General features: G+C 72.9%; 25 protein-coding genes. 13 read left to right on the top strand and 12 right to left on the bottom strand.

Annotation, left to right across the window (positions count from 1 at the left end; genetic code table 11):
- The first annotated feature begins 230 nt into the window (after positions 1-230).
- Positions 231-2,705: a choice-of-anchor D domain-containing protein gene (locus ACIBBA_RS25740; protein ID WP_396700501.1), complete on the top strand. Its 2,475-nt coding sequence runs from the start codon at positions 231-233 to the stop codon at positions 2,703-2,705.
- Between the two features lie 72 nt (positions 2,706-2,777).
- On the opposite strand, the gene ACIBBA_RS25735 is transcribed toward ACIBBA_RS25740, so the two are convergent.
- Positions 2,778-3,152, bottom strand: coding sequence for a VOC family protein (locus ACIBBA_RS25735; RefSeq protein WP_396700500.1), 375 nt, complete (start codon positions 3,150-3,152; stop codon positions 2,778-2,780).
- 44 nt (positions 3,153-3,196) lie between these two features.
- On the bottom strand, positions 3,197-3,682 hold the full coding sequence (locus tag ACIBBA_RS25730; protein ID WP_396700499.1) for a GNAT family N-acetyltransferase: 486 nt from the start codon (positions 3,680-3,682) through the stop codon (positions 3,197-3,199).
- A 110-nt stretch (positions 3,683-3,792) separates the two neighbouring features.
- On the opposite strand from ACIBBA_RS25730, the gene ACIBBA_RS25725 reads away from it, so the two are divergent.
- The 3 genes from ACIBBA_RS25725 (at position 3,793) to ACIBBA_RS25715 (ending at position 6,491) form a co-directional block, all read left to right on the top strand.
- Positions 3,793-4,314, top strand: coding sequence for a SigE family RNA polymerase sigma factor (locus ACIBBA_RS25725; protein ID WP_396700498.1), 522 nt, complete (start codon positions 3,793-3,795; stop codon positions 4,312-4,314).
- A 1-nt stretch (position 4,315) separates the two neighbouring features.
- Positions 4,316-5,488, top strand: coding sequence for a hypothetical protein (locus tag ACIBBA_RS25720; RefSeq protein ID WP_396700497.1), 1,173 nt, complete (start codon positions 4,316-4,318; stop codon positions 5,486-5,488).
- 124 nt (positions 5,489-5,612) lie between these two features.
- On the top strand, positions 5,613-6,491 hold the full coding sequence (locus ACIBBA_RS25715) for an LLM class flavin-dependent oxidoreductase (RefSeq protein WP_396700496.1): 879 nt from the start codon (positions 5,613-5,615) through the stop codon (positions 6,489-6,491).
- Between the two features lie 51 nt (positions 6,492-6,542).
- Here the strand turns inward: ACIBBA_RS25715 and ACIBBA_RS25710 are convergent, their stop codons facing one another.
- Positions 6,543-6,974 carry an ASCH domain-containing protein gene (locus ACIBBA_RS25710; RefSeq protein ID WP_396700495.1) on the bottom strand — a complete coding sequence of 144 codons (432 nt, stop codon included), beginning with the start codon at positions 6,972-6,974 and terminating at the stop codon, positions 6,543-6,545.
- Between the two features lie 115 nt (positions 6,975-7,089).
- Between ACIBBA_RS25710 and ACIBBA_RS25705 the strand changes: the two genes are divergently transcribed.
- Positions 7,090-7,617 carry an alpha/beta hydrolase gene (locus tag ACIBBA_RS25705; protein ID WP_396700494.1) on the top strand — a complete coding sequence of 176 codons (528 nt, stop codon included), beginning with the start codon at positions 7,090-7,092 and terminating at the stop codon, positions 7,615-7,617.
- A gap of 21 nt (positions 7,618-7,638) precedes the next feature.
- On the opposite strand, the gene ACIBBA_RS25700 is transcribed toward ACIBBA_RS25705, so the two are convergent.
- A complete protein-coding gene (locus tag ACIBBA_RS25700; RefSeq protein WP_396700493.1) occupies positions 7,639-8,190 on the bottom strand; it encodes a phosphoribosyltransferase family protein in 552 nt (183 codons plus the stop codon).
- Between the two features lie 187 nt (positions 8,191-8,377).
- Here ACIBBA_RS25700 and ACIBBA_RS25695 point away from each other — a divergent pair, with 187 nt between their 5' ends.
- The 4 genes from ACIBBA_RS25695 (at position 8,378) to ACIBBA_RS25680 (ending at position 12,972) form a co-directional block, all read left to right on the top strand.
- The gene (locus ACIBBA_RS25695; RefSeq protein WP_396700492.1) at positions 8,378-9,001 is read left to right on the top strand and encodes a septal ring lytic transglycosylase RlpA family protein; all 624 of its coding nucleotides are present in this window, start codon (positions 8,378-8,380) and stop codon (positions 8,999-9,001) included.
- Between the two features lie 100 nt (positions 9,002-9,101).
- The gene (locus tag ACIBBA_RS25690; RefSeq protein WP_396700491.1) at positions 9,102-10,229 is read left to right on the top strand and encodes a PP2C family protein-serine/threonine phosphatase; all 1,128 of its coding nucleotides are present in this window, start codon (positions 9,102-9,104) and stop codon (positions 10,227-10,229) included.
- Positions 10,230-10,380: 151 nt separating this feature from the next.
- Complete coding sequence (locus tag ACIBBA_RS25685; protein WP_350868498.1) at positions 10,381-12,237, top strand: acyl-CoA dehydrogenase; 1,857 nt, start codon at positions 10,381-10,383, stop codon at positions 12,235-12,237.
- Between the two features lie 465 nt (positions 12,238-12,702).
- Positions 12,703-12,972, top strand: coding sequence for a DUF6458 family protein (locus ACIBBA_RS25680; protein WP_013730795.1), 270 nt, complete (start codon positions 12,703-12,705; stop codon positions 12,970-12,972).
- A gap of 39 nt (positions 12,973-13,011) precedes the next feature.
- Here the strand turns inward: ACIBBA_RS25680 and ACIBBA_RS25675 are convergent, their stop codons facing one another.
- The gene (locus ACIBBA_RS25675; protein WP_396700490.1) at positions 13,012-13,548 is read right to left on the bottom strand and encodes a SixA phosphatase family protein; all 537 of its coding nucleotides are present in this window, start codon (positions 13,546-13,548) and stop codon (positions 13,012-13,014) included.
- 113 nt (positions 13,549-13,661) lie between these two features.
- Here ACIBBA_RS25675 and ACIBBA_RS25670 point away from each other — a divergent pair, with 113 nt between their 5' ends.
- Positions 13,662-13,952 carry a DUF6458 family protein gene (locus ACIBBA_RS25670; protein ID WP_396700489.1) on the top strand — a complete coding sequence of 97 codons (291 nt, stop codon included), beginning with the start codon at positions 13,662-13,664 and terminating at the stop codon, positions 13,950-13,952.
- 57 nt (positions 13,953-14,009) lie between these two features.
- Here ACIBBA_RS25670 and ACIBBA_RS25665 read toward each other — a convergent pair whose 3' ends face one another.
- The gene (locus ACIBBA_RS25665) at positions 14,010-14,687 is read right to left on the bottom strand and encodes a hemolysin III family protein (protein WP_396700488.1); all 678 of its coding nucleotides are present in this window, start codon (positions 14,685-14,687) and stop codon (positions 14,010-14,012) included.
- Positions 14,688-14,796: 109 nt separating this feature from the next.
- On the opposite strand from ACIBBA_RS25665, the gene ACIBBA_RS25660 reads away from it, so the two are divergent.
- The 3 genes from ACIBBA_RS25660 to ACIBBA_RS25650 are packed head-to-tail and all read left to right on the top strand — an operon-like array spanning position 14,797 to position 17,037.
- The gene (locus tag ACIBBA_RS25660) at positions 14,797-15,447 is read left to right on the top strand and encodes an allophanate hydrolase subunit 1 (protein WP_396700487.1); all 651 of its coding nucleotides are present in this window, start codon (positions 14,797-14,799) and stop codon (positions 15,445-15,447) included.
- The gene (locus ACIBBA_RS25655; RefSeq protein ID WP_396700486.1) at positions 15,444-16,301 is read left to right on the top strand and encodes a biotin-dependent carboxyltransferase family protein; all 858 of its coding nucleotides are present in this window, start codon (positions 15,444-15,446) and stop codon (positions 16,299-16,301) included. Before ACIBBA_RS25660 ends, ACIBBA_RS25655 begins: the two co-directional genes overlap by 4 nt.
- Positions 16,285-17,037, top strand: coding sequence for a LamB/YcsF family protein (locus ACIBBA_RS25650; protein ID WP_396700485.1), 753 nt, complete (start codon positions 16,285-16,287; stop codon positions 17,035-17,037). Before ACIBBA_RS25655 ends, ACIBBA_RS25650 begins: the two co-directional genes overlap by 17 nt.
- A gap of 36 nt (positions 17,038-17,073) precedes the next feature.
- Here the strand turns inward: ACIBBA_RS25650 and ACIBBA_RS25645 are convergent, their stop codons facing one another.
- The 6 genes from ACIBBA_RS25645 to pdhA form a co-directional block, all read right to left on the bottom strand.
- Positions 17,074-18,906, bottom strand: a complete 1,833-nt coding sequence (locus ACIBBA_RS25645; protein ID WP_396700484.1) for an NHL domain-containing thioredoxin family protein — start codon at positions 18,904-18,906, stop codon at positions 17,074-17,076.
- 134 nt (positions 18,907-19,040) lie between these two features.
- On the bottom strand, positions 19,041-21,707 hold the full coding sequence (locus ACIBBA_RS25640) for a hypothetical protein (protein ID WP_396700483.1): 2,667 nt from the start codon (positions 21,705-21,707) through the stop codon (positions 19,041-19,043).
- A gap of 343 nt (positions 21,708-22,050) precedes the next feature.
- Positions 22,051-22,188, bottom strand: a complete 138-nt coding sequence (locus tag ACIBBA_RS25635) for a hypothetical protein (protein WP_350868483.1) — start codon at positions 22,186-22,188, stop codon at positions 22,051-22,053.
- Between the two features lie 221 nt (positions 22,189-22,409).
- Entirely contained in the window at positions 22,410-23,897 is a 1,488-nt protein-coding gene (locus ACIBBA_RS25630; RefSeq protein ID WP_396700572.1) for a dihydrolipoamide acetyltransferase family protein, read from the bottom strand.
- Between the two features lie 5 nt (positions 23,898-23,902).
- Positions 23,903-24,892, bottom strand: a complete 990-nt coding sequence (locus ACIBBA_RS25625) for an alpha-ketoacid dehydrogenase subunit beta (RefSeq protein WP_350868480.1) — start codon at positions 24,890-24,892, stop codon at positions 23,903-23,905.
- Positions 24,892-26,067, bottom strand: a complete 1,176-nt coding sequence (gene pdhA, locus ACIBBA_RS25620; protein WP_357046822.1) for a pyruvate dehydrogenase (acetyl-transferring) E1 component subunit alpha — start codon at positions 26,065-26,067, stop codon at positions 24,892-24,894. The genes ACIBBA_RS25625 and pdhA overlap by 1 nt, the downstream gene beginning before the upstream one ends.
- Between the last annotated feature and the right edge of the window lie 418 nt (positions 26,068-26,485).

The following is a 26,485-nucleotide window of genomic DNA, read 5'->3' as shown; positions in this document are numbered from 1 at the left end:
ACGCGTCGCCAGGGGCGAGGCGGCAACGCAGGGCCGGCGACCGCGGACAAGTTGCCGGAGCCTAGCAGCCAGCTCGACACCACCTTGGACACCTCGCAGATCCCCGCGATCGGGCTCGATCGCTGCCCAGGTTCGTCCGGTCGGCCATTGCCGGAGATCGTTCCGGCTCTCTACGCTCCCGAGGCCCGGCACCTGTCCGGGCCTCAAACCCTGACCGTCATGGGGGATTCGTGCGTACCCTTCGCGGCGCCCTGGTGGGCGCCATCGCACTTCTCGTCATCAGCACAGCATCGGCCGGGCCGGCGCAGGCGGCGGACGTCACGCCGCCGTCGGCCCCCCACACCGCCCTGACCATGAACTTCGAGGGTCTGGGCTACATCGACGGGAGCTTCTCGTACGAGGCGTCCCGAAACACGCTGGAGGTCTACCAGCAGAACGCCAACGGCTACGCGCTCGTGATGCGCGGCTTCACGACGAACCAATGGCACTACCTCGACGTGACACCGCCCATCGGCACCCGCTTCGTGGCGGGCCAGTCGTATCAGACGACGCGGAACTTCTCTCCCCAGCAGTCGACCACCGTCCTGAACGTCAGCGGCGACGGCCAGAGCTGCGACTGGAGCAGCACCCCGGGAACCCTCGACGTCACCCAGGCGGAGTACGGCGACGACGGGAAGTTCACCGCCTTCGCCGCCACCTACTCCGCCCCCTGCGGCGCGAGCGGCCGGGCGAAGGGTGAGATCCGCTTCCAGTCCAGCATCGGCTACCGGGCGACGGACAGCTGGGAGTACCGGCTCCAGGCGGGGCAGCAGCCGGCCGGTATGCCCGGCACGCCGAAGGCCGTCACGGTCGAGGTCAACGGAAGCGAGCCGACCACGTTCGGCGCCGCTTCCCTCTCCGGAGCGGACCCGGGCGCCTTCGAGATCACGGCCAACACCTGCTCGGGCAACACCCTGACGTACGGGCAGACCTGCCAGCTGACCGTCACACCGAAGGCCTCGGTCCTCGGTGAGCAGACCGCCCTGCTGACGCTGGTCGAGAACTCGGTCGCCGGCAAGGTCAGGCGGCTGCTCTCGCTCACCGGCTACGACCCCCGTGACACCACGGCCTCCCCGCCGTACGTGAGCTTCGGTTACGTGCCCGCGTACGACACGTCGGCGCCGCAGACCGTGACGCTCACCGGGGCCACGGATCTGCCGATCACCTTCGGCAAGGCCAGCGTCCAGGGCGACAACGCCGGCATGTTCAAGATCACCAGCGATGGTTGCTCGCAGAAGACCCTGAACAAGGGGCAGACCTGCTCGATGAGCGCGGTGGCGCGCCCGTCGACGGAGCAGGTCGGGGCGATGCTGACGCTTCCGGACAACAGCTTCACCGGTAAGACCGAGGTCTCGCTGGGCGTCAGCGGCTACTCCGACGATCGCGGCACCTACTACCCGGTTTCGCCGTACCGCATCATGGACACCCGGTCCGGCAAGGGCGCTCCGAAGCGCCCGATCGGGCCCGGCTCGGTGGTCGGCCTCCAGGTGACCGGCTCGGGCGGCGTGACGACCGAGGCCGGGACGGTGGTGCTGAACGTGACCGTCACCGGCCCGACCACCGACGGCTTCGTCACCGTCTACCCGGCCGGTCTGTCGCGCCCGACCGCCTCCTCGGTGAACTTCACCAAGGGGTGGACCGGCGCGAACTCGGTCACGGTGAAGGTCGGCGCCGGCGGCAAGGTGAACGTCTACAACAACACCGGCTCGTCACACGTCATCGTCGACGTCGTCGGCTATTACTCCAAGGGCCACGAGTGCTGCTCGGGGTACATGGGCGGCCAGTACCACCCGCTGGCCAAGCCGGTCCGCCTGACCGACACCCGTACCTGGGGTGACGGCCGCATCCCCGGCAGGCACTACATCAACTCGGCGGCGAACTGGGGCACGAGCAATTCGAAGATCCGGGCGTTCGCGGTGAACATCACGGCGACCCAGCCGTCGTCGGCGGGCTTCCTGACCGCCTGGAACGGTTACGCGGGCGGCCGGCCCGACACGTCGACGCTGAACTACACCGCCGGCGCCACCGTGCCGAACTTCGCGATCGTGCCGACGAGCCCGTGTGACCAGTGCGGCAGCGCCACCGGTTGGCCCTCCATCGGGGTGTACACACACGCCTCGGCGCACATCGTGGTCGACATCGTCGGGTTCTACGACGACGGGTCGCTCCCCGACGGCCTGCGGTTCCAGTCGACCGCGCCGACCCGGATCGCGGACACCCGTAGTGGTCAGGGCTGGCCGTCGCGGCTCGGCCCGGGCGGCGTCGCGACGATCCCGACGCCGGCGACGATCGCGGGCACCGACACGTGGGCTCTGGCGACGAACGTGACGGCGGTCAAGCCCACCTCGACGACCGTCCTCACGGTGTGGCCGTCGGGCGCGACCCGACCGGGCACGTCGAACATGAACCCCCGGGCGGGCTCGCTGGTGTCCAACGCCGTGCAGACGATGATCGGTGCGGACAACAAGTTCAACGTCCACAACCTCTCCGGATACACCAACGTGGTGGTCGACGTCGTCGGCACGTTCTACCTCTATCCGCCGTCGCCGCCCGCGGGCTGGGGTACCGGGCTCAGGTCGGTCGCCCCGTCGTCAGGCGCCCGGACCGCGACCCCCGAGGCCGCCGCCCCGGAGGTGTCGACAGCCCAACTGGTGAAGCGGTCCTAGCGACCGCGACACCGCAACGGTAGGAGAGCGGATGGCCTGCGGCTGCATCGCCGCAGGCCATCCGCGTTCCGTTCAGAGGTAGAGACAGAACGGGTGGCCGGCCGGGTCGAGGTGCACCCGTACGTCGTCCTGAGGCTGGAAGTCGGCCAGGGTGGCGCCCGCGGCCACCGCGTGGGCCGAGGCCGCCGCCAGGTCTTCGACCTTGATGTCGAGGTGGGCCATCATCTGCGGATCGTGCGGACCGGCCGGCCAGACCGGTCGTACGTAGGCCGGTTCGCTCTGGAAGGCCAGGCCGGCGCCACCGTCCGGCGCGCGCAGCGTCACCCAGTCCGACTCGTCCTCATGCCGCGACCAGCCCAGCAGGCGTTCGTAGAACGCGGCGAGTTCGCGGGCGTCGGGCGCGTCCAGCACGGTGGTGGTCAGACTCAGCCGAGGTCGATCTGCCATGCCACCGTCCGTACCCACCTCCGGGCAGGCCCCAACCACTCCGGCTAATCAGTCAACTCGCGGAGGTGGCGCAGCCCGGGGCGACCGTCGAGCACTACGTCGCCGACCGGGGTGAACCCGGTCCGCCGGAGCACTCCGAGCGAACCGGCGTTCTCCACCGCGGCCGACGCGACCAGCCGGCGCAGCCCGTACTCGTCGCGGGCCAGGTCGCAGACGCGGCGGACGCCGCCGGTGGCGACCCCACGCCCGGTGGCCCGCTCGGCCACCCGGAAGCCCAGCTCGGCGCCGCCGTCGGCGACGTCGACCAGGTTGAACCGGCCCAGCACGGCCCCGTCGTCGTCGACCAGGACGTGGAAATGGATCAGGCCGGCCGACTGCTCCGCGAGCAGCGCCGCGTGCCGGGCGGCGAAGCCGGTGAAGTAGTCGTCGCCGCGGTCCGGCACCGATCGTGCGAAGAAGGCCCGGTTCTCCCGCTCGAAGCGGAGCAGTGCGGGGGCGTGCCGTGCGTCGAGCCGCTGGAGTTCGGGCATCGCGTGACCGTAGCAACCGGTGGTGCCCGCCCGCCGTCCGATAAACGTGGGTACGGCGTTAACCCGACCGCCCTCCCAGCGCGTTTACCAGCCGGGAGGTACACATACACATGCAGCGATCCGGGGAACTGACGCCGCCGGAGGGCTTCGCCGAGTTCGTCGCGGCGCGCTCCGGCGTGCTGCTGCGTTCGGCCTGGCTGCTCACCGGTGACGCGGGTCGGGCCGAGGACCTGTTGCAGACGGTCCTCGCGGACGCCTGGCGGCGCTGGGCCCGGATCACCACCGCCGGCCATCCCGAGGCGTACGTGCGGAAGGCCCTGTTCACCACGTACGTCTCCTGGTGGCGACGTCGTTGGCGCGGTGAGATCCCGGGCCGGGCGACGGACGAGCCCGGGTACGGCGACATGGCCACCGAATCCGCCAACCGGGACGCAATACGCCGCGCCCTGGCCCGGCTGAGCCGCCAACAGCGGGCGATCGTGGTGCTGCGCTATGTCGAGGACCTCAGCGTGGAGCGGACCGCCGAGTTGCTGGGGTGTTCGCACGGCACGGTCAAGGTGCAGGCCTTCCGCGCGCTCCGGACCCTGCGCACCGACCCGAATCTTGAGCTCTTCGCCGCGTGGAGGTCATGACGTGACGTACGAGGACGAGGACATCAGACTCCTGCTGACCGAGGCGGTCCCCCCGCTGCCGGCGCCGCCGGACCGGCTCGGCGCGGTGGCCCGGCGGGTGCGAAGGCGCCGGCGTCACCAGACCGGGAGCATCCTGCTCGCGGTGGTCCTCACCATCGGGCTGGGCGCCGGCGGCACCGCGCTGGTGACCGGCGGCGACCGCGCTCCGGCCCGGCCCACGGCTGTCGACCCGACCGGGACCGAGGCGCGTTGTCCGGCCGACCTCAGCGAGTTCCCGGATCTTCGGTCGGCCCGGTACGGCGGGTCCGAGCCGCTGGTGCCCGAAGGCGCCGTGGAGGTCACGGCGTGCGAGGTGCCGCATCCGGCCGGCATGGGCGGGGCCACACCGAGTGCCCCCCGGGTGCTGAGCACCGGGGTCGGTGACCTCGTGCGGATGCTCAACTCCCTGCCGCCGCACCAGACCAGGCCCGGCAGCAGGTCACCGGCGGCCGGGCAGCCGGACGACGGCGAGGGCCTCCGCTGCACCATGCAGGCCCGCTACTCCGACATCGCCTACGTGCTGCGCTACCGCGACCGTGCGCCGGTCACCGTCTACACCAGCGCCAACTGTGGGGTGGTGGTGAGCGGCGCCCAGGGTCGGGGGCTGGACCCGGAGCTGTTCACCGGCTTCCTCGACCGGTACCGAGCGCAGGTGGTGGCACGGACGGCACCGGCCACCATCGCCACCCCGGCCTGCCCGTCGACCCTGCCGGTCAGCCGGCTCCGGCTGACCCCGAAACACCCCGGCCTGGACGACCGGATCTCGGTCGACAACCCCAGCCAGCGGCCGCAGCTGCCGACCCGACTGGTGGCCGTGACAGCCTGCCGGTACGAGATCGGCCAGACGACGGCCCGGCTGACCCGGCAGGAGAGCGACCGGGACGGGGCCGACGCCATCCGCCCGGTGCTCAACACCGCGAGCGACAAGGGCAAGGTCACGAACTGCGGTAGTCATCCCGGCTATCCGCCGCCGACCGCCATGGATTCCCTGTTGGTGGCGGACGCGACCGGCGCCACGGCGGAGTTCTGGTTACGTCGGGCACCCTGCACAGCCCTGGTCAGGGGTAAGAGCAGTCCCGTCACGGCGACGGGCGCCCTGCTGGGCGCGGTCGACGACATGCTCGGCCCCAGGTGACCGGGTCGGTGATCCGTTCAGCCGGTGGCGGTGGTGGTCAGCGGGCCGGGATCGCGTCGCGGCAGGGTGGCGATCGATACATGGTCAAGGTCCGTTCCCGGCCCGCCCGGCTAGGCTGGCGATCATGCGGATTGGCATCGTGATCCTTCCCGACCAGCGTTGGTCCGAGTCGCAGCGGCGCTGGCGGCAGGCGGACGAGTGGGGCTTCGACCACGCCTGGACGTACGACCACCTGGGCTGGCGGGACCTCGTCGACGGGCCGTGGTTCGACTCGATCACCACCCTGACCGCGGCAGCGACGGTCACCTCCCGGATCCGCCTCGGCACCCTCGTCGCCTCGCCCAACTTCCGGCACCCGGCCGCGTTCGCCCGGCAGATCACCGCGCTCGACGACGTCTCCGACGGTCGGCTGCTGCTCGGCATCGGCGCCGGTGGCATCGGCTTCGACGCCACCGTGCTCGGCGGCGAGACCCTGCCCCCACGGCAGCGGGTGGACCGGTTCGCCGAGTTCACCGAGCTGCTCGACCTGGTGCTACGCCAGGACGGCACCACCTGGCGCGGCGAGTGGTTCGCCGCCGTGGACGCCCGCAGCAACCCGGGCAGCGTGCAGACCCCACGGGTGCCGTTCGTGCTGGCCGCGAACGGTCCGCGTTCGATGCGGCTGGTGGCCCGCTTCGGTCAGGGCTGGGTCACCACCGGCACCGACGCCGATGACCTGGCGGCCTGGTGGGACGGGATCGCCGAGCTGTCGGCGCGACTCGACCGGACGCTGGACGAGGCCGGCCGCGACCCGGCCACCCTGGACCGGTACCTCTCGCTGGACGCGGCCCCGGTCTTCTCGTTGAGCAGCGCCGACTTCTTCGCCAGCCAGGTCGAGCGGGCGGCCGACCTGGGCTTCACCGACGTGGTCACCCACTGGCCCCGGGCCAGCAGTTGGTACGCCGGGGACGAGGAGATCCTGGTGGACGTGGCCACCCGCCTCCTGCCGGAGCTGCGCGGCTGAGACGCGCGGGCGGCCCCGCGCCCTATCACCGCACGTTTCCGCGTGGGTTGCTCAGGTGCCGAGGTCGCCGGTGCCGATGCCGCCCTCGCCGGCGGAGGTGAGCCGGAAGCGTAGGCAGGCGATCTCCGTGTCGTCGGTGACCGTCGTGCCGAGACGCGCCCAGTAGGCGGCGTGGCCGGAGCGCCAGTCCTCGATCGAGCGGTCCCCCTCGCCCTCGGACCGGGCGAAGTCCCAGCTGACGTCGGCGAAGCGGACCACCTCGACGCCGGTGATCTGCACGACCCCCACCAACTGGTCGGCGTCGTCGACCAGGACCAGCCGCTCGCCGACCTGCTCCAGCTCCTCGCCCTCCGCGGCGTACTCGGTGAGCAGCCCGGCGGTCGCGGTCTTCACCCCGGCGAGCACCAGGGCGTTCAGGTTCGTCCGCAGCTCACCGGGGGTGCCGAGAGCGAGGGTGCGCAGTCCGCCGATCCGAGGCCACATCCTGCCGAGGCTAGGCGAGAGCCCTCGCCCCCGCCGCCGGTTTTCGTCCACCCCCGCGCCGCCGCCCCCGCGGCGTACGGTGACGGAGCGGCAGTCGGAGGATGTGGAGGCGGTCATGGCGGATCGGCGGGCGGTGCTCGTCCCTGGGCAGGCCTACGACACTCAGGCTCCGCTCTTCGCCTACATCGGCGAGGCGCTCCGGCGCTCCGACTTCGACCTGCACGAGATCTCGTGGCAGGTGCCCGAGACGCCTGGCCAGGACCAGATCGGCGCCTGGGTGGCCGAGCAGGTCGCCCCGAGCCTGAACGAACCAACCGACCTGGTGGTCGGCAAGTCGCTCGGCAGCCTCGCCGCGCCGCTCGCCGCCGAGCGGCAGGTGCCGGCCGTCTGGCTCACCCCGCTGCTGCACATGCCGGGGGTGGTGACGGCGTTGGAGCGGGCCACCGAACCGTTCCTGCTCATCGGCGGTGGCGCGGACCCGTTGTGGGACGGCCCGCTGGCCAGCCGGCTCACCCGGCACGTGCTGGAGATCCTGGACGCCGACCACTCGCTGCTGGTGCCCGGTCCGATGGTCGCCTCGGCGGACGCGCTCGGCCGGGTCTGCATGGCGGTCGAGGAGTTCGTCCGGATCACCTCGGTCTAGCGGGCCCCCCTCCGCGGAACCTCAGTCGGGCAGGTCGGTGGCGGTGACCAGGGCGCGGACCCGCAGCTCCGCGGCTACCTCCGGCGGGCAGTCGACGGCGACGGCGGCGGTGCCGACCGGCTCGGCTCCACGGGCCGCGCAGATCTCGTAGAGGGCTCGTACCTGGGCGCCGGTGGCCACCCAGTCGTCCACGACCAGCACCCGGTCGCCCGGCGCGAGGTGCCGGTCCCGGACGGCCAGGTCGACCCGGCGACCCCGGAAGTCGGGTGGGCTCTGCGCCCAGGTCAGGGGGCCGGCCGGCAGTCGACCGTCGCCCGGTTTGTGCGCGGCCACGAATCCCACCCCGAGCGCGGTCGCGGCCAGCGGGCCGACCAGCAGACCGGTGACCGCGGGAGAGACCACCACGGTCGGCCGGGCGGCGCGGAACGGGGCCACCAGGGCCGGGCCCAGCGCGGCCAGCACCGTCGGGTCACGCCACCAGCCGGACACGTCGCTGACCAGGTGGCTCGCACCGGGGCCGGGGTCGATCCAGCGGATCAGTTGGGCCAGACGTTCGGTCAGCTCGGCGGGCATCCGTCCATCTTCGGCCACCGGCTCGGCGCGAGCGGGCAGTGGGGCCGGCCGGCCGACGGCGGGTCGGATGATCGGCTACACGTATCCCTGCATATCCGGGCATACCACCATGATCACGTTGACTTCGGAAGTACTTCTCTCGTTACGGTCCGACCCGGCTTGTTGGCACGACGAAAGGACCGGGCTGGTGGCTGGTAGGCACCTCCGTACCCGCAGGATCTCCTCGCCGGCCGGCATCGCGGCCACGGCGGCGGTCGGGGTGGCGCTCGCCATCGGCGGCACCGTCGGCACCGTCCAGCTGACCTCGGGTTCGGCCGGGTCCCGCCCGGTAGCGGTTGACCTCACCCCCACCACCGCGGCGAGCACGCCGGCACCCAGCTCGCCGGCCGCGTCGCCGAGCGCGAGCAGCACGCCGAGCCCGACCGCCAGCCGCTCCGCGCAGGCGGCCTCGCGCGGCAAGGCGCGCACCGCCGCTCCGAAGCCCTCCCCGACCAAGCGGAAGACGACGGCGCCGGCTCCGAAGGTGCTGGAGAGCGGCAGCTGTGGCGCGTCGTTCTACTCCGACGGGCAGTTGACCGCGAACGGCGAGAACTTCAACCCGGACGAGCTGACCGCGGCGCACAAGACCCTGCCGTTCAACACCAAGGTCCGGGTGACCAACCCGGCCAACGGCAAGTCCGTCACCGTACGGATCAACGACCGCGGGCCGTTCATCGACGGCCGCTGCCTCGACCTGTCCCGGGCCGCCTTCGCCACCATCGCCTCACTGGACGTCGGCGCGACGACGGTCCGGTACGAGGTGCTCGGCTGACCCGGTGCTCGACGGCGATCGGACCGGTGTCGCGATCCAGCCGGGCAGAACCTCCTCAGACGACGGGCCAGGTTCATTCACCCGTTCACGTCAATCAGGCATGCTGTCCCTCGTACGCACGCATCCCTTCCAGTCGGGCCGTAGCCCGCTGAGCCCCGGATCCCGCGCCGGCCTCGGCGCGGCCCTCGCCCTGCTCGTGATCGTCTCGGCGATCGAGCTGGCGGACGGCCGGCCGGCGCACTACATCGCGCTGATGGTGGGGGCCCCATTCCTCGCGGCGGCGCTGGCGTCCTGGCGGGTGGTGCTCGGCGTGGGCATCGCGGCCACCGCTATCGGGACCGCCTTCGCGCTCTGCGACTGGTCGATCTCCCTGGTCAACGGCGTGAACGTGGCGGGCATCGCGCTGGCCACCGCGATCGCGGCCTCGGTGGCCTCGGTGCGCCAGCGGCAGGCGGAGCGGATCGCCGAGCTGACCAAGCTCGCGGCGGTGGCCCAGCAGGCGGTGCTGCGTCCGCTCGGCCCGCAGGTCGGCACGCTCTCGGTCGCCGGTCGCTACATCTCCTCCACCGCCACCGCGGAGATTGGCGGTGACCTGTACGAGGCGATCGACACCCCGTACGGCGTCCGCATGATCATCGGTGACGTTCGCGGCAAGGGCCTGGACGCGGTCCGGTTGGCCAGCATCGTGCTCGGCTCCTACCGGCACGTGGCGTACGAGCGGGCCGATCTGCGCGCGGTCGTCACCGACCTGGACCGAGCGGTGGCCCGCAGCGTGGGCGACGAGGACTTCGTGACCGCCGCGCTGGTCGAGGAGCGGGGTGGCACCCTCACGATCGTCAACTGCGGGCACCCGCCGCCGTTACTGCTGCGGCGCGGCGCGGTGATCCCGCTCGAACCGCCCGCGCCGGCGCCCCCGCTCGGCTTCATGCCGGTGGTACGGCCCCGGGTCGAGCGGCTGGAGCCAGGTGACCGGCTGCTGCTCTTCACCGACGGGCTGGGCGAGGCGCGCCGGGACGGGGAGTTCTTCCCGACCGCCGACCGGGCCTGGCGGCTGCTCGGCCACGGCACGGTCGCCGACGGGCTGGCCTCGCTGGAGACCGCGCTGGTGGAGTGGGTGCACGGCCGGCTCGACGACGACATCGCGCTGGTCCTGATGGAGTACGCCGGTCCCCGTACCGGGGCGACGGCGGCCGTGCCGAGCTGGGAGGTCGGCGCGGCGGAGAGCTGAAATACGCTCGCCTGACGTGCCGGGGGCACACCCGAACCGGAAGTGTGTAATGGCTGTCACTTCGGCGATCATCTTGTCGCTGCCTACCCACCGGTAATACAGTCGGGGTTACTGATCGGTAACACGTGTCCGGAAGCGGGGGCCAGCGAGCATGACCCACTACAAGAGCAACCTTCGGGACCTCGAGTTCAACCTCTTCGAGGTCTTCGGGGCGGACCGGGCGTTCGGCCAGGAGCCGTACTCCGACCTCGACGTCGACACCGCGCGCAGCTTCCTCGCCGAGGTCGACCGCCTCGCCCGCGAGGATCTGGCCGCCAGCTACACGGACAGCGACCGGAACCCGCCGGTCTTCGACCCGGCCACGCACACCGCGCCGCTGCCGGAGTCGTTCAAGAAGTCGTACCGGGCGTTCATGGAGTCCGAGTTCTGGCGGCTGGACCTTCCTCCGGAGCTGGACGGCACCAACGCCCCGCGGGCCCTCTGGTGGGCGCTCGCCGAGCTGGTCCTCGGCTCGAACGCCCCGGTCTGGATGTACGCCTCCGGCCCGTCCTTCGCCCACGTGCTGCACGTCGAGGGCACCGAGCGGCAGAAGAAGTGGGCCAAGCTCTTCATCGACAAGCAGTGGGGCTCGACGATGGTGCTGACCGAGCCGGACGCCGGTTCGGACGTGGGCGCCGGCCGCGCCCGCGCCATCCAGCAGCCGGACGGCTCGTGGCACATCGAGGGCGTCAAGCGCTTCATCACCTCGGGCGAGCACGACCTGACCGACAACATCGTGCACTACGTGCTGGCCCGCCCGGTGGGCGTCGAGGGCGTCGGCGGCCCGGGCACGAAGGGTCTCTCCCTCTTCGTCGTGCCGAAGTTCCACTTCGACGAGGAGACCGGCGAGCTGGGCGAGCGCAACGGCGTCTTCGCCACCAACGTCGAGCACAAGATGGGCCTGAAGGTCTCGAACACCTGCGAGATGACCTTCGGTGAGCACGGCGTACCGGCCAAGGGCTGGCTGCTCGGTGACAGGCACGACGGCATCCGGCAGATGTTCATGATCATCGAGTACGCCCGGATGATGGTCGGCACCAAGGCGATCGCTACCCTCTCCACCGGCTACCTGAACGCCCTCGAGTACGCGAAGAACCGGGTCCAGGGCGCCGACCTGATCCAGCAGGCCGACAAGGCAGCGCCTCGGGTGACCATCACCCACCACCCGGACGTGCGGCGTTCGCTGCTGATGCAGAAGTCGTACGCCGAGGGCCTGCGCGCGCTGGTCCTGTACACCGCCTCCTGGCAGGACAAGGTCGCCATCGCCGAGGCGGCCGGCGACGAGAAGGCCACCGCGCTCGCCAAGCGGGTCAACGACCTGCTGCTCCCGTTGGTCAAGGGCGTCGGCTCGGAGCGGGCGTACGAGCTGCTCGGGCACGAGGCGCTGCAGACCTTCGGCGGCTCGGGCTTCCTGCAGGACTACCCGCTGGAGCAGTACGTCCGCGACGCCAAGATCGACACCCTGTACGAGGGCACCACCGCGATCCAGAGCCTCGACCTGGTCTTCCGGAAGATCGTCCGGGACAACGGCAAGGCCCTCATGGCGGTCGCCGGCGAGATCCAGGAGTTCATCACCTCCGAGGCCGGCAACGGCCAGCTCAAGGAGGAGCGTCAGGCGCTCGGCAAGGCGCTCGCCGAGATCCAGACCATGCTGGGCGTGATGACCGGCTGGCTGGGCGAGGCGCAGGGCGGCGACGCCCGGGCGCTCTACAAGGTCGGGCTGAGCAGCCGGCGGTTCCTGCTGGCGATCGGCGACCTGGTGGTCGGCTGGCTGCTGCAGAAGCAGGCCGACGTGGCCCTGCGCGCGCTGAGCGGCGAGGTCTCCACCGCCGACCAGGCGTTCTACACCGGCAAGGTGGCCGCCGCCCGGTTCTTCGCCCGCGAGGTGCTGCCCCGCATCGGCGCCGACCGGCGGATCATCGAGGGTGCCGACCTGGAGATCATGGACCTCCCGGAGGAAGCCTTCTGAGGCATGGCCCGCGCTCCGGCGCGGGCGCACGGCCGGACCTGCTCCGGCCACGAAGCGGCACGACGGCCGGCGGGCAGCAGCCCGCCGGCCGTCGGCGTCCCGGCCCGAGCGATCTGCGGCCTCTGGCGGCGGGGCGCTGGCACGCCTTGGCCGCCTCGCTCTGCTTCAGCGGAGGCAACAGGCTGCGGTGCGGGCCGACGGTGGCCCGGCCCTTTCGCCGCCTTTGCTCTGCTTCAGCCGAGGCAACACTCCGAGCCCGAAAGTGTCGCCGCCGCTGAAGCAGAGCAAAGGGTGTGCGCAGGGGGTCACCGCCGCCGCGCCCATTCTGTGCCGAGTGTCCGGGTTCCCGAGGTCCGGCGGCGCATTCGGTGAGCCGAGCCGGGTAGCCCGTGGCCGTGGCGGGTAACCGTCGCCGGACCACGTCGGAACGCGCCCGGAGCCACCGCACGGGGGAGTGCAGCGCACATGGGCATTGGTAGTGGGATCTTCCTGATCGCGATCGGCGCGATCCTGACCTTCGCCATCAGAGCCAACGTCTGGTGGGTGGACCTGCGCGCGGTCGGCTGGGTGTTCATCCTGGCCGGGCTGGGCGTCCTGCTCACCACGCTCTGGTTCTGGCAGGACCGGCGCAAGCGGGCCCGCACCCTCATCGTGGAGGAGAACCGGCTGTCTCATCCGACCGCGATGATGCCGCCGCCGCCGGACCCACCGCCGCCGACCGCGCCACCCTCCTGAGCCATGTGACGCTGAGCCACCCGCCGACCGGCGGGTGGCTCAGCCGCGTGCGGTGTGCCGGTCGATGATCTCCGCGCCACCCCGGTCCAGCTCGGCCCAGGGCTGCGATCCGCGGTGCACGGCCAGGTCGGTGGTACGCAGCCCCTCCGGGTCGGCCCGCTGCGGGTCGAGCAGCGCCGACAGCAGCGAGATCCCCGGGTTGTGCGCGATCAGCAGCACCGTGCGGGCCGTCGGGTCCACCCGGCGGATCAGCGCCAACAGGTCCTCCGGCTGCGCCTCGTAGGCGTCCGGCTCATACCGCACGTCCGGGCGGGGACCGGCGGAACCACCCTCCGGTGGCGCACCGGTCATGCCCATCGCCACCCCATGCCAGGTCTCCCGGGTCCGCCGGGCGTCGGAGCAGAGCACCACGTCGGGCAGCAGACCGTGCTTGGCGAGCCAGGCGCCGGCGGCCTCCGCGTCGGCCCGCCCTCGACTGGTCAGCGGTCGATCCGCGTCCGGAGTCTCCTCGGACTGCACGGCCTTGGAGTGCCGCAACAGCACCAGTGTCCGTTCCCCGGCGTACCCGTCCGTCATGCCCCCAGCTTGCCCGATTGGCGATCACGGTGCCGGGGTAAGTCGATGGGTGCCGCAACCTCACCGATGGCCGCGGCGGGAAGAAACGCCAGCTGACAGCCGAGGAGGCGACGATGGGCATTGGTGGCAGCATTTTCCTGATCGCACTGGGTGCGATCTTCGCGTTCGCCGTGGAAGCCGACCTGGGCTGGCTCAACCTGGCCGTCGTCGGATGGGTGCTGATGCTCGCCGGTGTCGCGGGCCTGCTCGTCACCCTCTACTTCTGGAACAGCCGCCGGCGCACGGTGGTCACGACCGCCCCCGTCCGCGAGGACCGCGTGGTGACCGACCGGGTGGTGCCGGCGCAGGACGACCGGGTCGTGCAGGAGTACCGCGAGGTGCATCGGCCCGGCCGCACGGTCTGAGCCAACCACTGCTCCCGGGGGCCCCGCAGCGTCGCGGGGCCCTCGGTGTGCCCGGGCTCAGGCGAAGAGCGCGAAGTAGATCGCGATGTGGTGGCAGATCGCGGCCACCAGCGTGCAGGCGTGGAAGAACTCGTGGTGGCCGAAGACCGTCGGCCAGGGGTTCGGCCGGCGTAGCGCGTAGAAGACCGCGCCGACGCTGTAGATCGCGCCCCCGGTTAGCAGCAGCACCAGCGCCGTCACCCCGCCCTGGTGCAGGATCTGCGGCAGCATCGCCACCGCCACCCAGCCGAGCGCCAGGTAGAGCGGCGCGGAGAGCCAGCGGGGGGCGTGCGGCCAGATCATCTTCAGCGCCACGCCGGCGAGCGCGCCGCCCCAGACCACGGCGAGCATGATGGTCGCCAGGCGCTGCTCCAGCAGCAGCACGCAGAACGGCGTGTACGTCCCGGCGATGAACACGAAGATCATCGAGTGGTCCATCCGGCGCATGATCTGGTAGCCCCGCTCCGACCACACCCGACGGTGGTAGAGAGCGCTGGTGCCGAAGAGCCCACAGACGGTCAGGCTGTAGACGACACAGCTGACCAGGGGCGCCCAGCCCGGCCGGGTGGCGGCGATCGAGCAGAGCACGATCCCGCAGACCAGGGCGACGAAAAACGCGTACGCGTGCAGCCAGCCGCGCATCCGGGGTTTACCGATGTCGACCGGCTTGAGCCGAAGCGGTGCGGAGGTGGTCACCACAACAGGTTACGACACCGTAGGTTACTTGGAAGTAGTGCGTCTCGTCACGCGGATCCACCCGCGACGGTCGGTACCGCGCGCGGCCGTGGTCGGCGAAGATGGCGGGATGCGGATCCGGCCGGTCGGGGCGCACGCCCTGCTGCTCGACTGCGCGGAACCCGGTGCGCCGGCCGGGGTCGACCTCGCCGGTCTGGTGGAGGCGTGGCGGGCAGAGCTGTCCCGCCGCCGCGATCTTGGTGAGCTGACCGCCGTCGAGATCGTCCCGGCGGCCGCCACCGTCCTGCTCGACGGGGTACCGGACCCGGCGACGACCGCCCCGCTGATCGCGAGCTGGGTTCCGCGTCCCGCCGCCGTGGCAGGCGCCGCCGGGACGATCGAGGTGCCGGTGACGTACGACGGCGCTGACCTGCCGATCGTCGCGGAGCACTGGGCCACCACCGTGCCGGCGGTGGTCGAGCGGCTGGCCGGCACCGAGTTCCGGGTGGCCTTCTGCGGCTTCGCGCCCGGGTTCCCCTACCTGACCGGGCTGCCGGCCGAGCTGGCGCTACCCCGGCTGCCCACCCCCCGCCCCCGGGTGCCGGCCGGCTCGGTCGCCCTGGCCGGCCCGTACGCCGGCATCTACCCGAGCGCGTCGCCGGGTGGCTGGCTGCTCGTCGGACGGACCGGGATGGTGCTCTTCGACGTCGCCGCCGACCCGCCGGCCCGGCTGACCCCGGGCACCCGAGTTCGCCTCACGAACGACGGGGGCTCGGCATGACCGGCGCCATCGAGGTGCTTCGGGCCGGGGCGCTCACCACGGTGCAGGACCTGGGCCGGCCCGGCTTCGCCCACCTCGGGGTGCCCCGTTCCGGCGCACTGGACCCGACCGCGATGCGGCTGGCGAACCGGCTGGTCGGCAACCCGGAGACGGCCGCCGGGCTGGAGGTCACGCTGACCGGGTGCGCGCTGCGGCTGTCCCGGGCGGCCACCGTCGCCCTCACCGGCGCCGAGGTGGAGGTCCGGGTGGACCAGCGTCCGGGCGACGCGGGCCGGCCGCTCTCCGTACCGGCCGGGGCGGTGCTGCGGATCGGCCCCGCCCGGCGCGGCGTGCGCAGCTGGCTGGCGATCTGCGGCGGGATCGACGTGCCGCCGGTCCTGGGCAGCCGCTCCACCGACACCCTCTCCGGGCTGGGTCCGCGCGCGCTGCGCGACGGTGACCGGCTGCCGCTCGGCGTGCCGGTCGGGCCGCCCGCACCGGTCGACCTCACCGTCGGCCCGTCGCCCCGCGACGAGCTGCGGCTCGCCGTCCGGCTCGGCCCGCGCGACGACTGGTTCACCCCGGCCGCGTTCGAGCGGCTCTTTGGCAGCGCGTACACGATCAGCCCGGTGAGCAACCGGGTCGGCGCGCGACTGGTCGGCGCGGACCTGCCCCGCGCGGTGCCGGGCGAGCTGCCCAGCGAAGGGATCGTGCTCGGCGCGGTGCAGGTGCCGGCGGACGGCCAACCGTTGATCTTCCTGGCGGACCACCCGACCACCGGCGGCTATCCGGTCATCGGGGTGGTGGCCGACGTGACCCCGCTCGCGCAGGCCCGGCCAGGTACTACCGTCAGATTCCATGGACCTCAACGCTGACCTGGGCGAGGGATTCGGCATCTGGCGGCTCGGCGACGACGAGGCGCTGCTGGGCCTGGTCACCTCCGCCAACGTCGCCTGCGGCTTCCACGGCGGTGACGCACCCACGATGCGCCGGGTCTGTGAGGCGGCGGTGCGCCGCGGTGTCGCGGTGGGCGCCCAGGTCGGCTACCGGGACCTGGCGGGGTTCGGCCGGCGGCACATCGCGTACGATTTCGCGGAGCTGCGTGACGAGGTCCTGTACCAGCTCGGTGCGCTGGACGCGTTCTGCCGGCTGTTCCGCACCCGGGTCCGCTACCTGAAGCCGCACGGCGCGCTCTACCACGCGGCGGCACACGACGAGTCCCAGGCGGCGGCGCTGGTCGCGGCGGTCGGCGAGTACGACGATCAGCTGCCGCTGCTCTGCTCGTCCGGGTCGGTGCTCGCCCAACTGGCGGTCGGTGCCGGGCTGCGGGTGGTCGGCGAGGGCTTCGCCGACCGTGGCTACCTGCCCAACGGCACCCTGGTGCCCCGCGGTGCGTCGGGCGCCCTGGTCACCGACCCGGAGCAGGTCGCCGAGCGGGCGCTCCGGATGGCCACCGAGCAGACCGTGGTGGCGGTGGACGGCAGCGTCGTCCCGTGCCCGGTCGAGTCGATCTGCCTGCACGGCGACAGCCACGGGGCGGTCGCCGCCGCGGAGATGGTCCGCGCCTCGCTGATCGACGCCGGCGTCCAGCTCAGCCCCTTCACCGGCTGAGCGCAGGCCCCGGCGCTCAGCACCGGGGCCCGGGTCTCAGGCGTCCAGGCCGCGAAGGACCAGCGGCAGGCGGGCGACGCCGGTGTCGACCACCCGGACCGGCACCCCCCAGTCCTGCCGGGTCAGGTGGCAGGCCGCGTGCTCGACGTCCGCGTCGCAGGTCGCCGCCTGCGCGGTCACCTGCAGCACGCCGCCGGCCACCTCGCCGTTGACCACCAGCCGGCGGGACAGCTCGGTGCCGCTGCCGGCCCCCTCGACGAGCAGCTCCGGTGGCGAGGCGGAGATCACCAACCGGGTGGACGGGCCGTACGTCTCGTCCAGCTTCTGGCCGGGCGCCGGGGTGAAGATGATGTCCAGGGTCAGCTCGCCGGCGGTGACGTCGGTCGGCTTCCGTTCGGTGCGGTGCCGGGGGCCGTCCACCGTGCTCGCGCCGGCAGCGGAGAGCGCGCCGGGGGCCAGCCGGGTGAGCCGGTGCGCGGCGGACTCGACCACCAGCACCTCGCCCTCCGGGGTGAGCACCAGGTCGCTCGGCTCGGCCAGGCCGTCGGCGACGGTGGAGACCTGGGCGGTCTCCGGGTCGAAGCGCCGGACCGCCCCGTTGTACGTGTCGGCGACCAGCACCGACCCGTCGGGCAGCGCGCACACCCCCAGCGGGTGCTGGAGCAGCGCCGTCTCGGCCGGCCCGTCGACGTGGCCGAAGTCGAAGAGCCCCTGCCCGACCGCGGTGCCCAGCACCCCGTTCTCGATGTACCGGATCGCACTGGTCTCGCTGTCGGCGATCCAGAGCCGGGTGCCGTCGGCGGAGACGGAGAGGCCGGAGGGCTGCGCCATCCACGCCTCGGCCAGCAGGCCGTCGCGGAGCGCCTCGACGGTGGTGCCGGCGTACATGCCGGCGGTCCGCTTGATCGGGTCGAACCACCAGAGCTGGTGGATGCCGGCCATCGCGATGATCAGCTTGTCGTCGTACCAGGCCAGGTCCCAGGGGGAGGACAGGTCGACCGAGAGCGCGTCGTGCGCGTGGTCGTCGACCGTCGAGCGCCACTGCCGCCCGGTGCCGGCCACGGTGACCACCTCGCCGGTGGCGAGCCGTACGCCGCGCAGCAGGTGGTTGACGGTGTCCGCGACGACCAGGTCGTAGCCGGCCACCTCCGCCACGTGCTTCGGGAGCAGGCAGAGCCCCTGTGGCTCGGAGAAGGTCGCCGCCCCGGCGGGCCCGTCGACCCGACCCCGACTACCCGAGCCGATCCGGCGGACCAGCCGCTCGCCGTCCGGTGCCAGCTCGGCCAGCGAGTGCCGGGCCGAGTCGGAGACCAGCAGGTTGCCGGAGTCGAGCAGCACGGCCTTGCCGGGGAAGCGCAGCGTGGTCTCCGGCTCGGCGGGCGGGACGTAGGGGCCGTCGCCCCGGTGCAACGTGCCCTTCGCCTCGTGGGTGGCGATCAGCTCGTCAATCAGCCGGGCCAGGCCCTCGGCGTGACCCTCGCCGGCCATGGTGGCCACCACGTAACCCTCGGGGTCGATCACCGACAGGGTCGGCCAGGCGCGGGCCGCGTACTGCTGCCACGTGATCAGCTCGGGGTCGTCGAGGACCGGGTGGTGCACCCCGTACCGTTCGACTGCCGCCGCCAACGCGTCCGGGTCCTTTTCGTGCTCGAACTTCGGCGAGTGGACGCCGATCACGACGAGCACGTCGCCGTACTTCTCTTCGAGCGGGCGCAGTTCGTCGAGCACGTGCAGGCAGTTGATGCAGCAGAAGGTCCAGAAATCGGCCAACACGATCTTGCCGCGGAGGTCGGCGAGCTTCAGCTCACGCCCACCGGTGTTCAGCCAGCCCCGACCGCGCAGCTCGGGGGCCCGTACTCGTGCGCTCATGCGTCCAGTCTGCCGGAGACCGGTGGCCGGGTCGGCCGGTACCCCGAGCGGGCTCGATCACACCCCAGGGAGTGGCCGGCGGCGGATGCGACGGCGGGGCCACGGAGGTCCGTGGCCCCGCCGTCGGGATGGTCCTACTGTCCGGCCGGCTTCAGGCAGAGCACCCGGTTGGACCCGCCACCCGACAGCTCCACCCGCGGCTGGGCCGGGTCGGCGCACTTGTCCTTGTTGTCCACCTTGGAGGTCACCGTGAACGCGTTGGCCTCGCCGCAGTCCGCGGCCACGGCACCCTCGCCGTCCTGCTTCACGCAGGTGCCGACGGCCGGGTCGAACGCCGGCGCCTCGTTCCCGCCGCCGACCTTGCCGAGCAGCATGAGCAGACCCAGCGGCACCGCCAGGATGAGCACCGCGGCGACCAGCACGGCCGCCAGCACCCGGCCGTTGCGCACCTTCGGCGTCGGCGCCTCGACCTTCGGCTCCTCGTCCGGCTTGAACGCGTCGAAGCGTCCCTGGTCGGACTCGGAGGCGGCCGGCGCGGTCTGTCCCCAGGACGGCAGGGGCTGCTGCTGCGGAGGCGGCGGGAACGGCGGGGGGAACCCGCCGGGCGCCGGGTCGGCCGTGCCGGGCGGGCCGTAACCGGGCATCCCACCCATGCCGGGATCGCCGTGCGGCGAAGCCGGCGAGCCGAACGGGTCAGCCGGCCGCTCCGTCCCGGGGTGCGGGCGCACGCCGTTCATCGGCCGGTTGCTGCTCGGCGCGTCGACGAAGGACGGCACGCCCGGCGGGAAGGCCGGTGGGGCGGACGGGCCGGCGTTCAGCGGCGGGTTCTCGGCGAAGCCGCTCGGCGGCGGCACCCGGTCGTCGAAGCGAGGCTCCGGCCCGGACTCGGGCCGGTGCTCCATGCCGTACGGGTCGGGCTCGGCCTGCACCGGCTCGTCCGCGGTCTCGGGGCGGGCCGGCCGGCCGTAGACCCGGGGCTGCGGGGCGGGTGAACCCGACGGGTGCATGGCCTGGTCGGTCGGGGGCATCACCCGGCTGGCCAGCGGCACCGAGGCGCTCGCTGCGGCCCGGCCCACCGCGCCGGCGTCGGCCTGCGGTACGGACGCGCGGGCGGCCGCACCCGACTCCGGGGAGGTACGCGGCGCGGGCACCACGGGCCCGGCCGAGGACGGCTCCTCGTTGCGGGCCTCGGCCTGACCCCAACCGGACTGCTCCTGCTCGTACGACTGCCTGGCACCGTCGCCACCGGCCCGGTCGGGCCAGTCGGCGCGCTCGGCCGCCGGGGAGCCGTACGGGGCCGGCGAGCCGAACTCGGCCGGCGGGGCGTAGTCGGCGGGCGGGGCGGCGGCCAGGCTGGCGCCGGGTACCCGCTGCTCCTGCGGGGGCAGCGGCACCGCGTTGGCCGGTGAGATGCCCGGCGCCGGGCCGGGCTGGTAGACGGGCTGCTCCTCGGCCTGTTCCGGGGCCCGGCCAGCCGCGGGGTCGGCATCGGCCCGGCCCCACGCCTCGCTGGCCGACCACGGCTCGACCTCCGACACGGCGGGCCGCTCGGCGCCGGTCCACTGCGCGGGGTTCTCCGCACCCCAGGCCGGGGCGGCGTCGGCACCGGGCACGCTCGCGCTGGCCCGGGCCGGCGCGCCGTTCGGCTCCGCGGCAGCCCAGCCGCCGGAGGGGGCGGCGTCGTCCTGAGTCGAGCCGGCAGGGCTCTCACCCCAGCCGCCCGGGGCGGCGTTCCCCTGCGGCCGCTCGTCGTTCTGCGCGAGCATCCAGTCGGGCTGCCCCGGCCGGTCCTCCGGCGCGGTGGCGGTACCCCAGCCGGCCGGCTGCGCGGCCTCGTCCGGCTGCGCCCCGGCCGCTGCCGGCCAGCCGCCGGAGCCGGCCGGGTCCTGCTGGCTGGCCCAGCCGCCGGAGGCTGCCGGGTCCTGCTGCGCGGCCCAACCGCCGGAGCGGGCCGGGTCGTCCGCCGCCGGCACCTGCGCGGCACCGCGCGCGGCGGGCTCGGGCTGGCCCCAGGCCGGCGCCGACTGCTCGGCCTGGCCCCAGGTCTGGCCGGACTGCTCGGCCTGTCCCCAGGCCTGCTGACCGTTCTGCTGGCCACCGTCGGCCCAGCCGCCGGCGTTCGCCGGGGCGTCCTGCTGCGCGGGCCCGTCGGCCCAGCCGCCAGCACGGGCGGCCGGCGTGTCCTGCTGCCCACCGTCGGCCCAGCCGCCGCCGGCCGGGCCGGGCTGCCCGGTGCCGGCCCAGCCGTCGGCGCGGCCCGGGTCGTCCTGCGGTGCGGTGCCGGCGGCCTCCTGCTGGGCCCAACCGCCGGAGCGGGCCGAGTCGCCCTGGGGCCAGGCCTGCGTGGCCGGCGCGGGGGCCGGCACCTGCGCCGCACCGCGGGCGGCCGGCTGGGACTGCGCCCAGGCGGGCTGCTCGGCGCCGGCCCAGGCCGGGCCGGGCTGCTGTTCAGGCTGCGCACCCCAGCCGGGCTGGGCGGTGCCGGTCGCGGCCCAGGCCGGGTCGGGTTGCTGCGCGCCGCCGGTGCTCGCCCACGGGCCGGGTTGCCCCGCCTCGGCGGGCGGCGGCACCTGCGCGGTGCCCCACTGCGGAACGGGGGACTGGTCCTGCTGCCCCGTCCAGGCGGGGGCGGGCGGGTTGGATCCTGCCGGCGGCGGGGGCGCCCAGCCCAGGTCCGGGCCGGCGGCGCCGTAGCCGTTCCCTGGCTGCGCCGGCCGGTCGCCGTACGGCGCCGGTCCGCCGGCGCCCGGTGACACCTCGTCCGGCTCCTGGCCGGGGTGGTGCGGGCCCTCGGACGTCATCGGTGCGCCTCCTCCATCACATTCGGCCGCCCGTGCCGATCGGTTTCCTCGGCAGGGCTGCCGGCGTCGCCGGCATGCCGGCCGTGCCGGGCTCCCCGCACCGTATCCGGTGGCCGCCCGCGGCCTCCGGGGAGCACCGGTCGTCACTCCCTGTGGCCGGACGATGTCGAACTGCTTCTATCGGCTCGACCTCGCCGGGTCGGCGGGCGACGACCGAAGCCCACCGTACCGGGCGCTGCGGCTAGGTGGAATCCCGGTGCCGACGGGTGTGAAACGCCGATGACCCGCCCGGGGCGTCCGGGCGGGTCATCGATCTGGAGGAGAAGAGGAACGTGGTGGCGCGTCAGCTCATGTGACGCTGGGCGATGGCGAGGAGCTCCTCGCGGACCGCCGGCGAGTTCGCCGAGCGCAGCGCGTGCTCGATGGCACGCGCGCGGCGGGTGGCGTCGCGACGGGTCCGGATCCGCTCGATCATGCTCATGGTGTCTCTCCTCCTGGCTATTCGGTTGTCAGCCCCTGGTGTCTCTATTTAACCGCACCGGAGGGCCAACTTCCATCGATTATTAGGTGAGCTGAGACACCAGCCGAACAATCGAAGGTAAAACGAGCCGGCTGCTTAGGTTTCCGCCTGCCAACGGACACGGCCGGTGTGCCGGGCGTTAACCCGAGGCACACCGGCCGTGGCTGGTGGAGAAGGACCGGTCAGGTCCAGGCGAGCAGCGCCGCCTCCGGGTCGGCGAGGAAGTCGCCGATGTCGCGGAGGAACTTCGAGCCGAGCTCACCGTCGATGATCCGGTGGTCGAAGGAGAGGCCCAGCGTGGTGACCTGGCGCGGGCGGACCTTGCCCTTGTGCACCCAGGGCATCTCCCGGACGGCACCGAAGGCCAGGATCGCCGACTCGCCCGGAGGCAGGATCGGCGTACCGGTGTCCACCCCGAACACCCCGACGTTGGTGATGGTCAGGGTGCCGCCGGACATGTCCGCCGGCGAGGTGCGGCCGGCCTTCGCCGTCTGCACCAGCCCGGTCATCGCGTCGGCCAGCTCGCGCAGCGTGAGCCGCCCGGCGTCCTTGATGTTCGGCACGATCAGGCCGCGCTCGGTGGCCGCCGCGATGCCGAGGTTGACGTACTCCTTGACCACGATCTCGTCGCCGGCCCAGGTCGAGTTGACCATCGGGTGCCGCTTGACCGCCAACAGCACCGCCTTCGCCACCAGCAGCAGTGGCGAGACCCGGACGTCGCGCCACTCCCGCCGGCCGCGCAGCCGGTCCAGCGCCTTCATCGCCCGGGTCATGTCGACGGTCAGGAACTCCGTCACGTGCGGGGCGGTGAAGGCCGACCGGGACATGTTCTCGGCGGTGAGCTTGCGTACCCCCTTGACCGGGATGCGCTGCTCGCGGTCCGCGCCGAAGCTCGGAGCCGTCGTGCCGACCACCGTCGCCGTGATCGGCTCGGCCGTCGCCACGGCGCCGCTCGCCGCCTGCTGCACGTCCTCCCGGGTGATCGAGCCCAGCGGGCCCGACCCGGTCAGCGTGCTCAGGTCGACCCCGAGGTCCTTGGCGAGCTTGCGCACCGGCGGCTTGGCGAGCACCAGCCCGCCGGCCGCCGTACCGCCCTGCCCGTTGCGGCCCGGCGCCGGCACGGCCGCCGGCTGCGGGGCCGGCGCGACCGGCGCCGGGGCGACCGGCGCGGGGGTCGTGACGGCCTGCGCCGGGACGGCGCCCTTGCGCGGGCGGCGCTTCGCCGCGGTGGTACGCGGGCCGTAGCCCACCAGCACGGCGGTCCGCCCGCCCGGGGCGGGGCCGCCGATCAGACCCGGCTCGACCATGCCCTCGGCCGGCGCCACCTCGACCGCCGCCAACGACGCGGCTGACGGGGTGGGCAGGTCGCCGTTGGGCTGACCGGTGGTCGACGGCGTGTCCGGGGTGTCCAGCGGGCCGGCGTCCGGGTCGGTGTCGATCGCGATGATCGGCGTGCCGACCTCGACCGTGGTGCCCTCCGGGTGGAAGAGCCGCTGCACCCGCCCGGCCCACTTCGCCGGGATCTCCACGGCCGCCTTGGCCGTCTCCACCTCGACGATCGGCTGGTTCAACTCGATGACGTCGCCGACCTTGACCAGCCAGCTGAGGATCTCGCCCTCGGTCAGCCCCTCGCCCAGGTCGGGCAGGTTGAATTCCTTGATCCGGGACATGCCGCTCACCAGCCGAAGGTGCGGTCGACGGCGTCGAGCACCCGGTCGAGGTCGGGCAGGTACTCCTCCTCCACCCGGGCGGCCGGGTAGGGGATGTCGAAGCCGGTCACCCGCAGCACCGGCGACTCCAGCGAGTAGAAGCACTGCTCGGTGATCCGGGCGGCCAGCTCGGAGCCGAGACCCAGGTTGGACGGGGCCTCGTGCACCACCACGGCCCGGCCGGTGCGCTTCACCGACTCGTAGACGACGCCCAGGTCGAGCGGGGAGATCGTGCGCAGGTCGATGACCTCCAGCTCCCGACCGTCCTCGGCGGCGGCGGTTGCCGCGTCCAGGCAGGTCCGGACCATCGGCCCGTACGCCAGCAGGGTGACGTCGGTGCCGGGCCGGACCACCCGGGCCGAGTGCAGCGGGTACGCGTCGGACAACGGCGCGTCCAGGTCGACCGGGCCCTTCTCCCAGTAGCGCCGCTTGGGCTCCAGGAAGACGATCGGGTCGTCGGAGGCGATCGCCTGCTGGATCATCACGTAGGCGTCCTGCGGGTTGGCGCAGGAGACCACCTTCAGGCCGGCCGTGTGTGCGAAGTACGCCTCGGGCGACTCGGAGTGGTGCTCCACCGCGCCGATGCCGCCGCCGAACGGGATCCGGATCACCATCGGGATGCTGAGCTTGCCCCGCGAGCGGTAGTGCATCTTCGCCACCTGCGACACGATCTGGTCGTACGCGGGGTAGACGAAACCGTCGAACTGGATCTCGCAGACCGGCCGGTAGCCCCGGATGGCCAGGCCGATCGCGGTGCCGATGATGCCGGACTCGGCGAGCGGGGTGTCGATCACCCGCTGGTCGCCGAAGTCCTTCTGGAGCCCGTCGGTGATCCGGAAGACGCCGCCGAGCTTGCCGACGTCCTCGCCCATGATGACGACCTTGGGGTCGTTCTCGAGAGCGCGGCGCAGGCCGGTGTTCAGGGCCTTGCCGAGGGTGAGCGTCTCCGTGGCCATCAGTGGGCGCTCCCCTCGAACGACTCCATGTAGCGGCTGAACTGCGCGCGCTGCTCGTCGAGCAGCGGGGATCCGGTGGGGTAGACGTGGTCGAACATCGTCACCGGCTCCGGGTTGGGCATGGCGAGCACCCGCTCGCGCAGGTGCACCGACTCGCGGCGGGCCTGCTCGTCGACCTCGGCGAAGAAGTCCGCGTCGGCGATCTGTTGCTTCTCCAGGAAGGCCTTGACCCGGGCGATCGGGTCCTTGGCCTGCCACGCCTCGACCTCGCTGGCGATCCGGTAGCGGGTCGGGTCGTCGGAGGTGGTGTGCGCGCCCATCCGGTACGTGTACGCCTCGATCAGGCTCGGGCCCTGCCCGTGCCGGGCGTTGTCCAGCGCGGTGCGGGTCACCGCGTACGAGGCCAGCACGTCGTTGCCGTCCACCCGGACACCGGGGAAACCGAAGCCGGCGGCCCGCTGGTAGAGCGGGATCCGGGTCTGCCGCTCCAGCGGCTCGGAGATCGCGTACTGGTTGTTCTGGCAGAAGAAGACCATCGGGGCGTTGAACACGCCGGCCCAGACGAAGGCCTCGTTGACGTCACCCTGGCTGGTGGCGCCGTCGCCGAAGTAGGCGATCACCGCCTCGCCGTCCTCGGTGCCGGTCTTGCCGTCCATCGTGATGCCCATGGCGTAGCCGGTCGCGTGCAGGGTCTGCGCCCCGATCACGATCGTGTACATGTTGAACTTGAACTCGTTCGGGTCCCAGCCGCCCTGGTCGACGCCGCGGAACAGGCCGAGCGGCATGATCGGGTCGATGCCCCGGCAGTAGAGGACGCCGTGCTCCCGGTAGGTCGGGAAGGCCATGTCCTGGGTACGCAGCGCCCGGCCGGAGCCGACCTGCGCCGCCTCCTGCCCGAGCAGGCTGGCCCAGATGCCCAGCTCACCCTGACGCTGCAGGGCGGTGGCCTCGGCGTCCAGCTTCCGTACCAGCACCAGGTCGCGGTAGAGGCCGCGGTACTCCTCGTCGGTGAAGTCGACGCGGTACACGGTGCCGTCCCGCCCGGTGAAGCTCTCGATCCGCTCACCCTCCGGGGTGAGCAGCTGTACCAGGTCCGGGTCGCCGACCGCGGACTTCCTGGAGCGGGGTGCGGCCCGCCTGCCGCGGGTGGTGACCCCGGGGTCGCCCTTTGCCATCCGTCTCTCCCTGTCGTCTCTGCGTCGGCACCGGGGGGTGACCCGGCCGCGCAAATCCTGCACCTGTCCGGCCGGTGCCGGACGGGTTCCTGGCGGCCGCGCCTAGCCCGGGTGGGGGTTGCCGCGCGGCGCGAGCCGGATTCGGTGCCGAACCCGGTTCGGGAGCGCCGGCGCCCAGCCGTACCTGCCGCGAGGGTGCGCGGAGGCCGCGGCTGCGTTGCCGTCGTGGTCCATATTCGCAGAGCAGGTGAGTGGGCCCACAAGTACGCCCGCCCTTCCGGCCGGCACCCAATTGCTTCGCGGCATTTGTCAACATCAGGCCCGTCGGGTGCCGCAAGACGATCCGGTGCTGATTCGTCACCGTTCGGTCAGTTGGGTGTGTCGACACGCTGTGGACGGCTGGTCAACGCAGCGTTAC

This window comes from Micromonospora sp. NPDC051006 (genome assembly GCF_044456245.1).
Classification (GTDB): Bacteria; Actinomycetota; Actinomycetes; order Mycobacteriales; family Micromonosporaceae; genus Micromonospora.
Note: the sequence above shows the minus strand (reverse complement) of the source record. Positions and strands in the feature narration are given on the sequence as shown.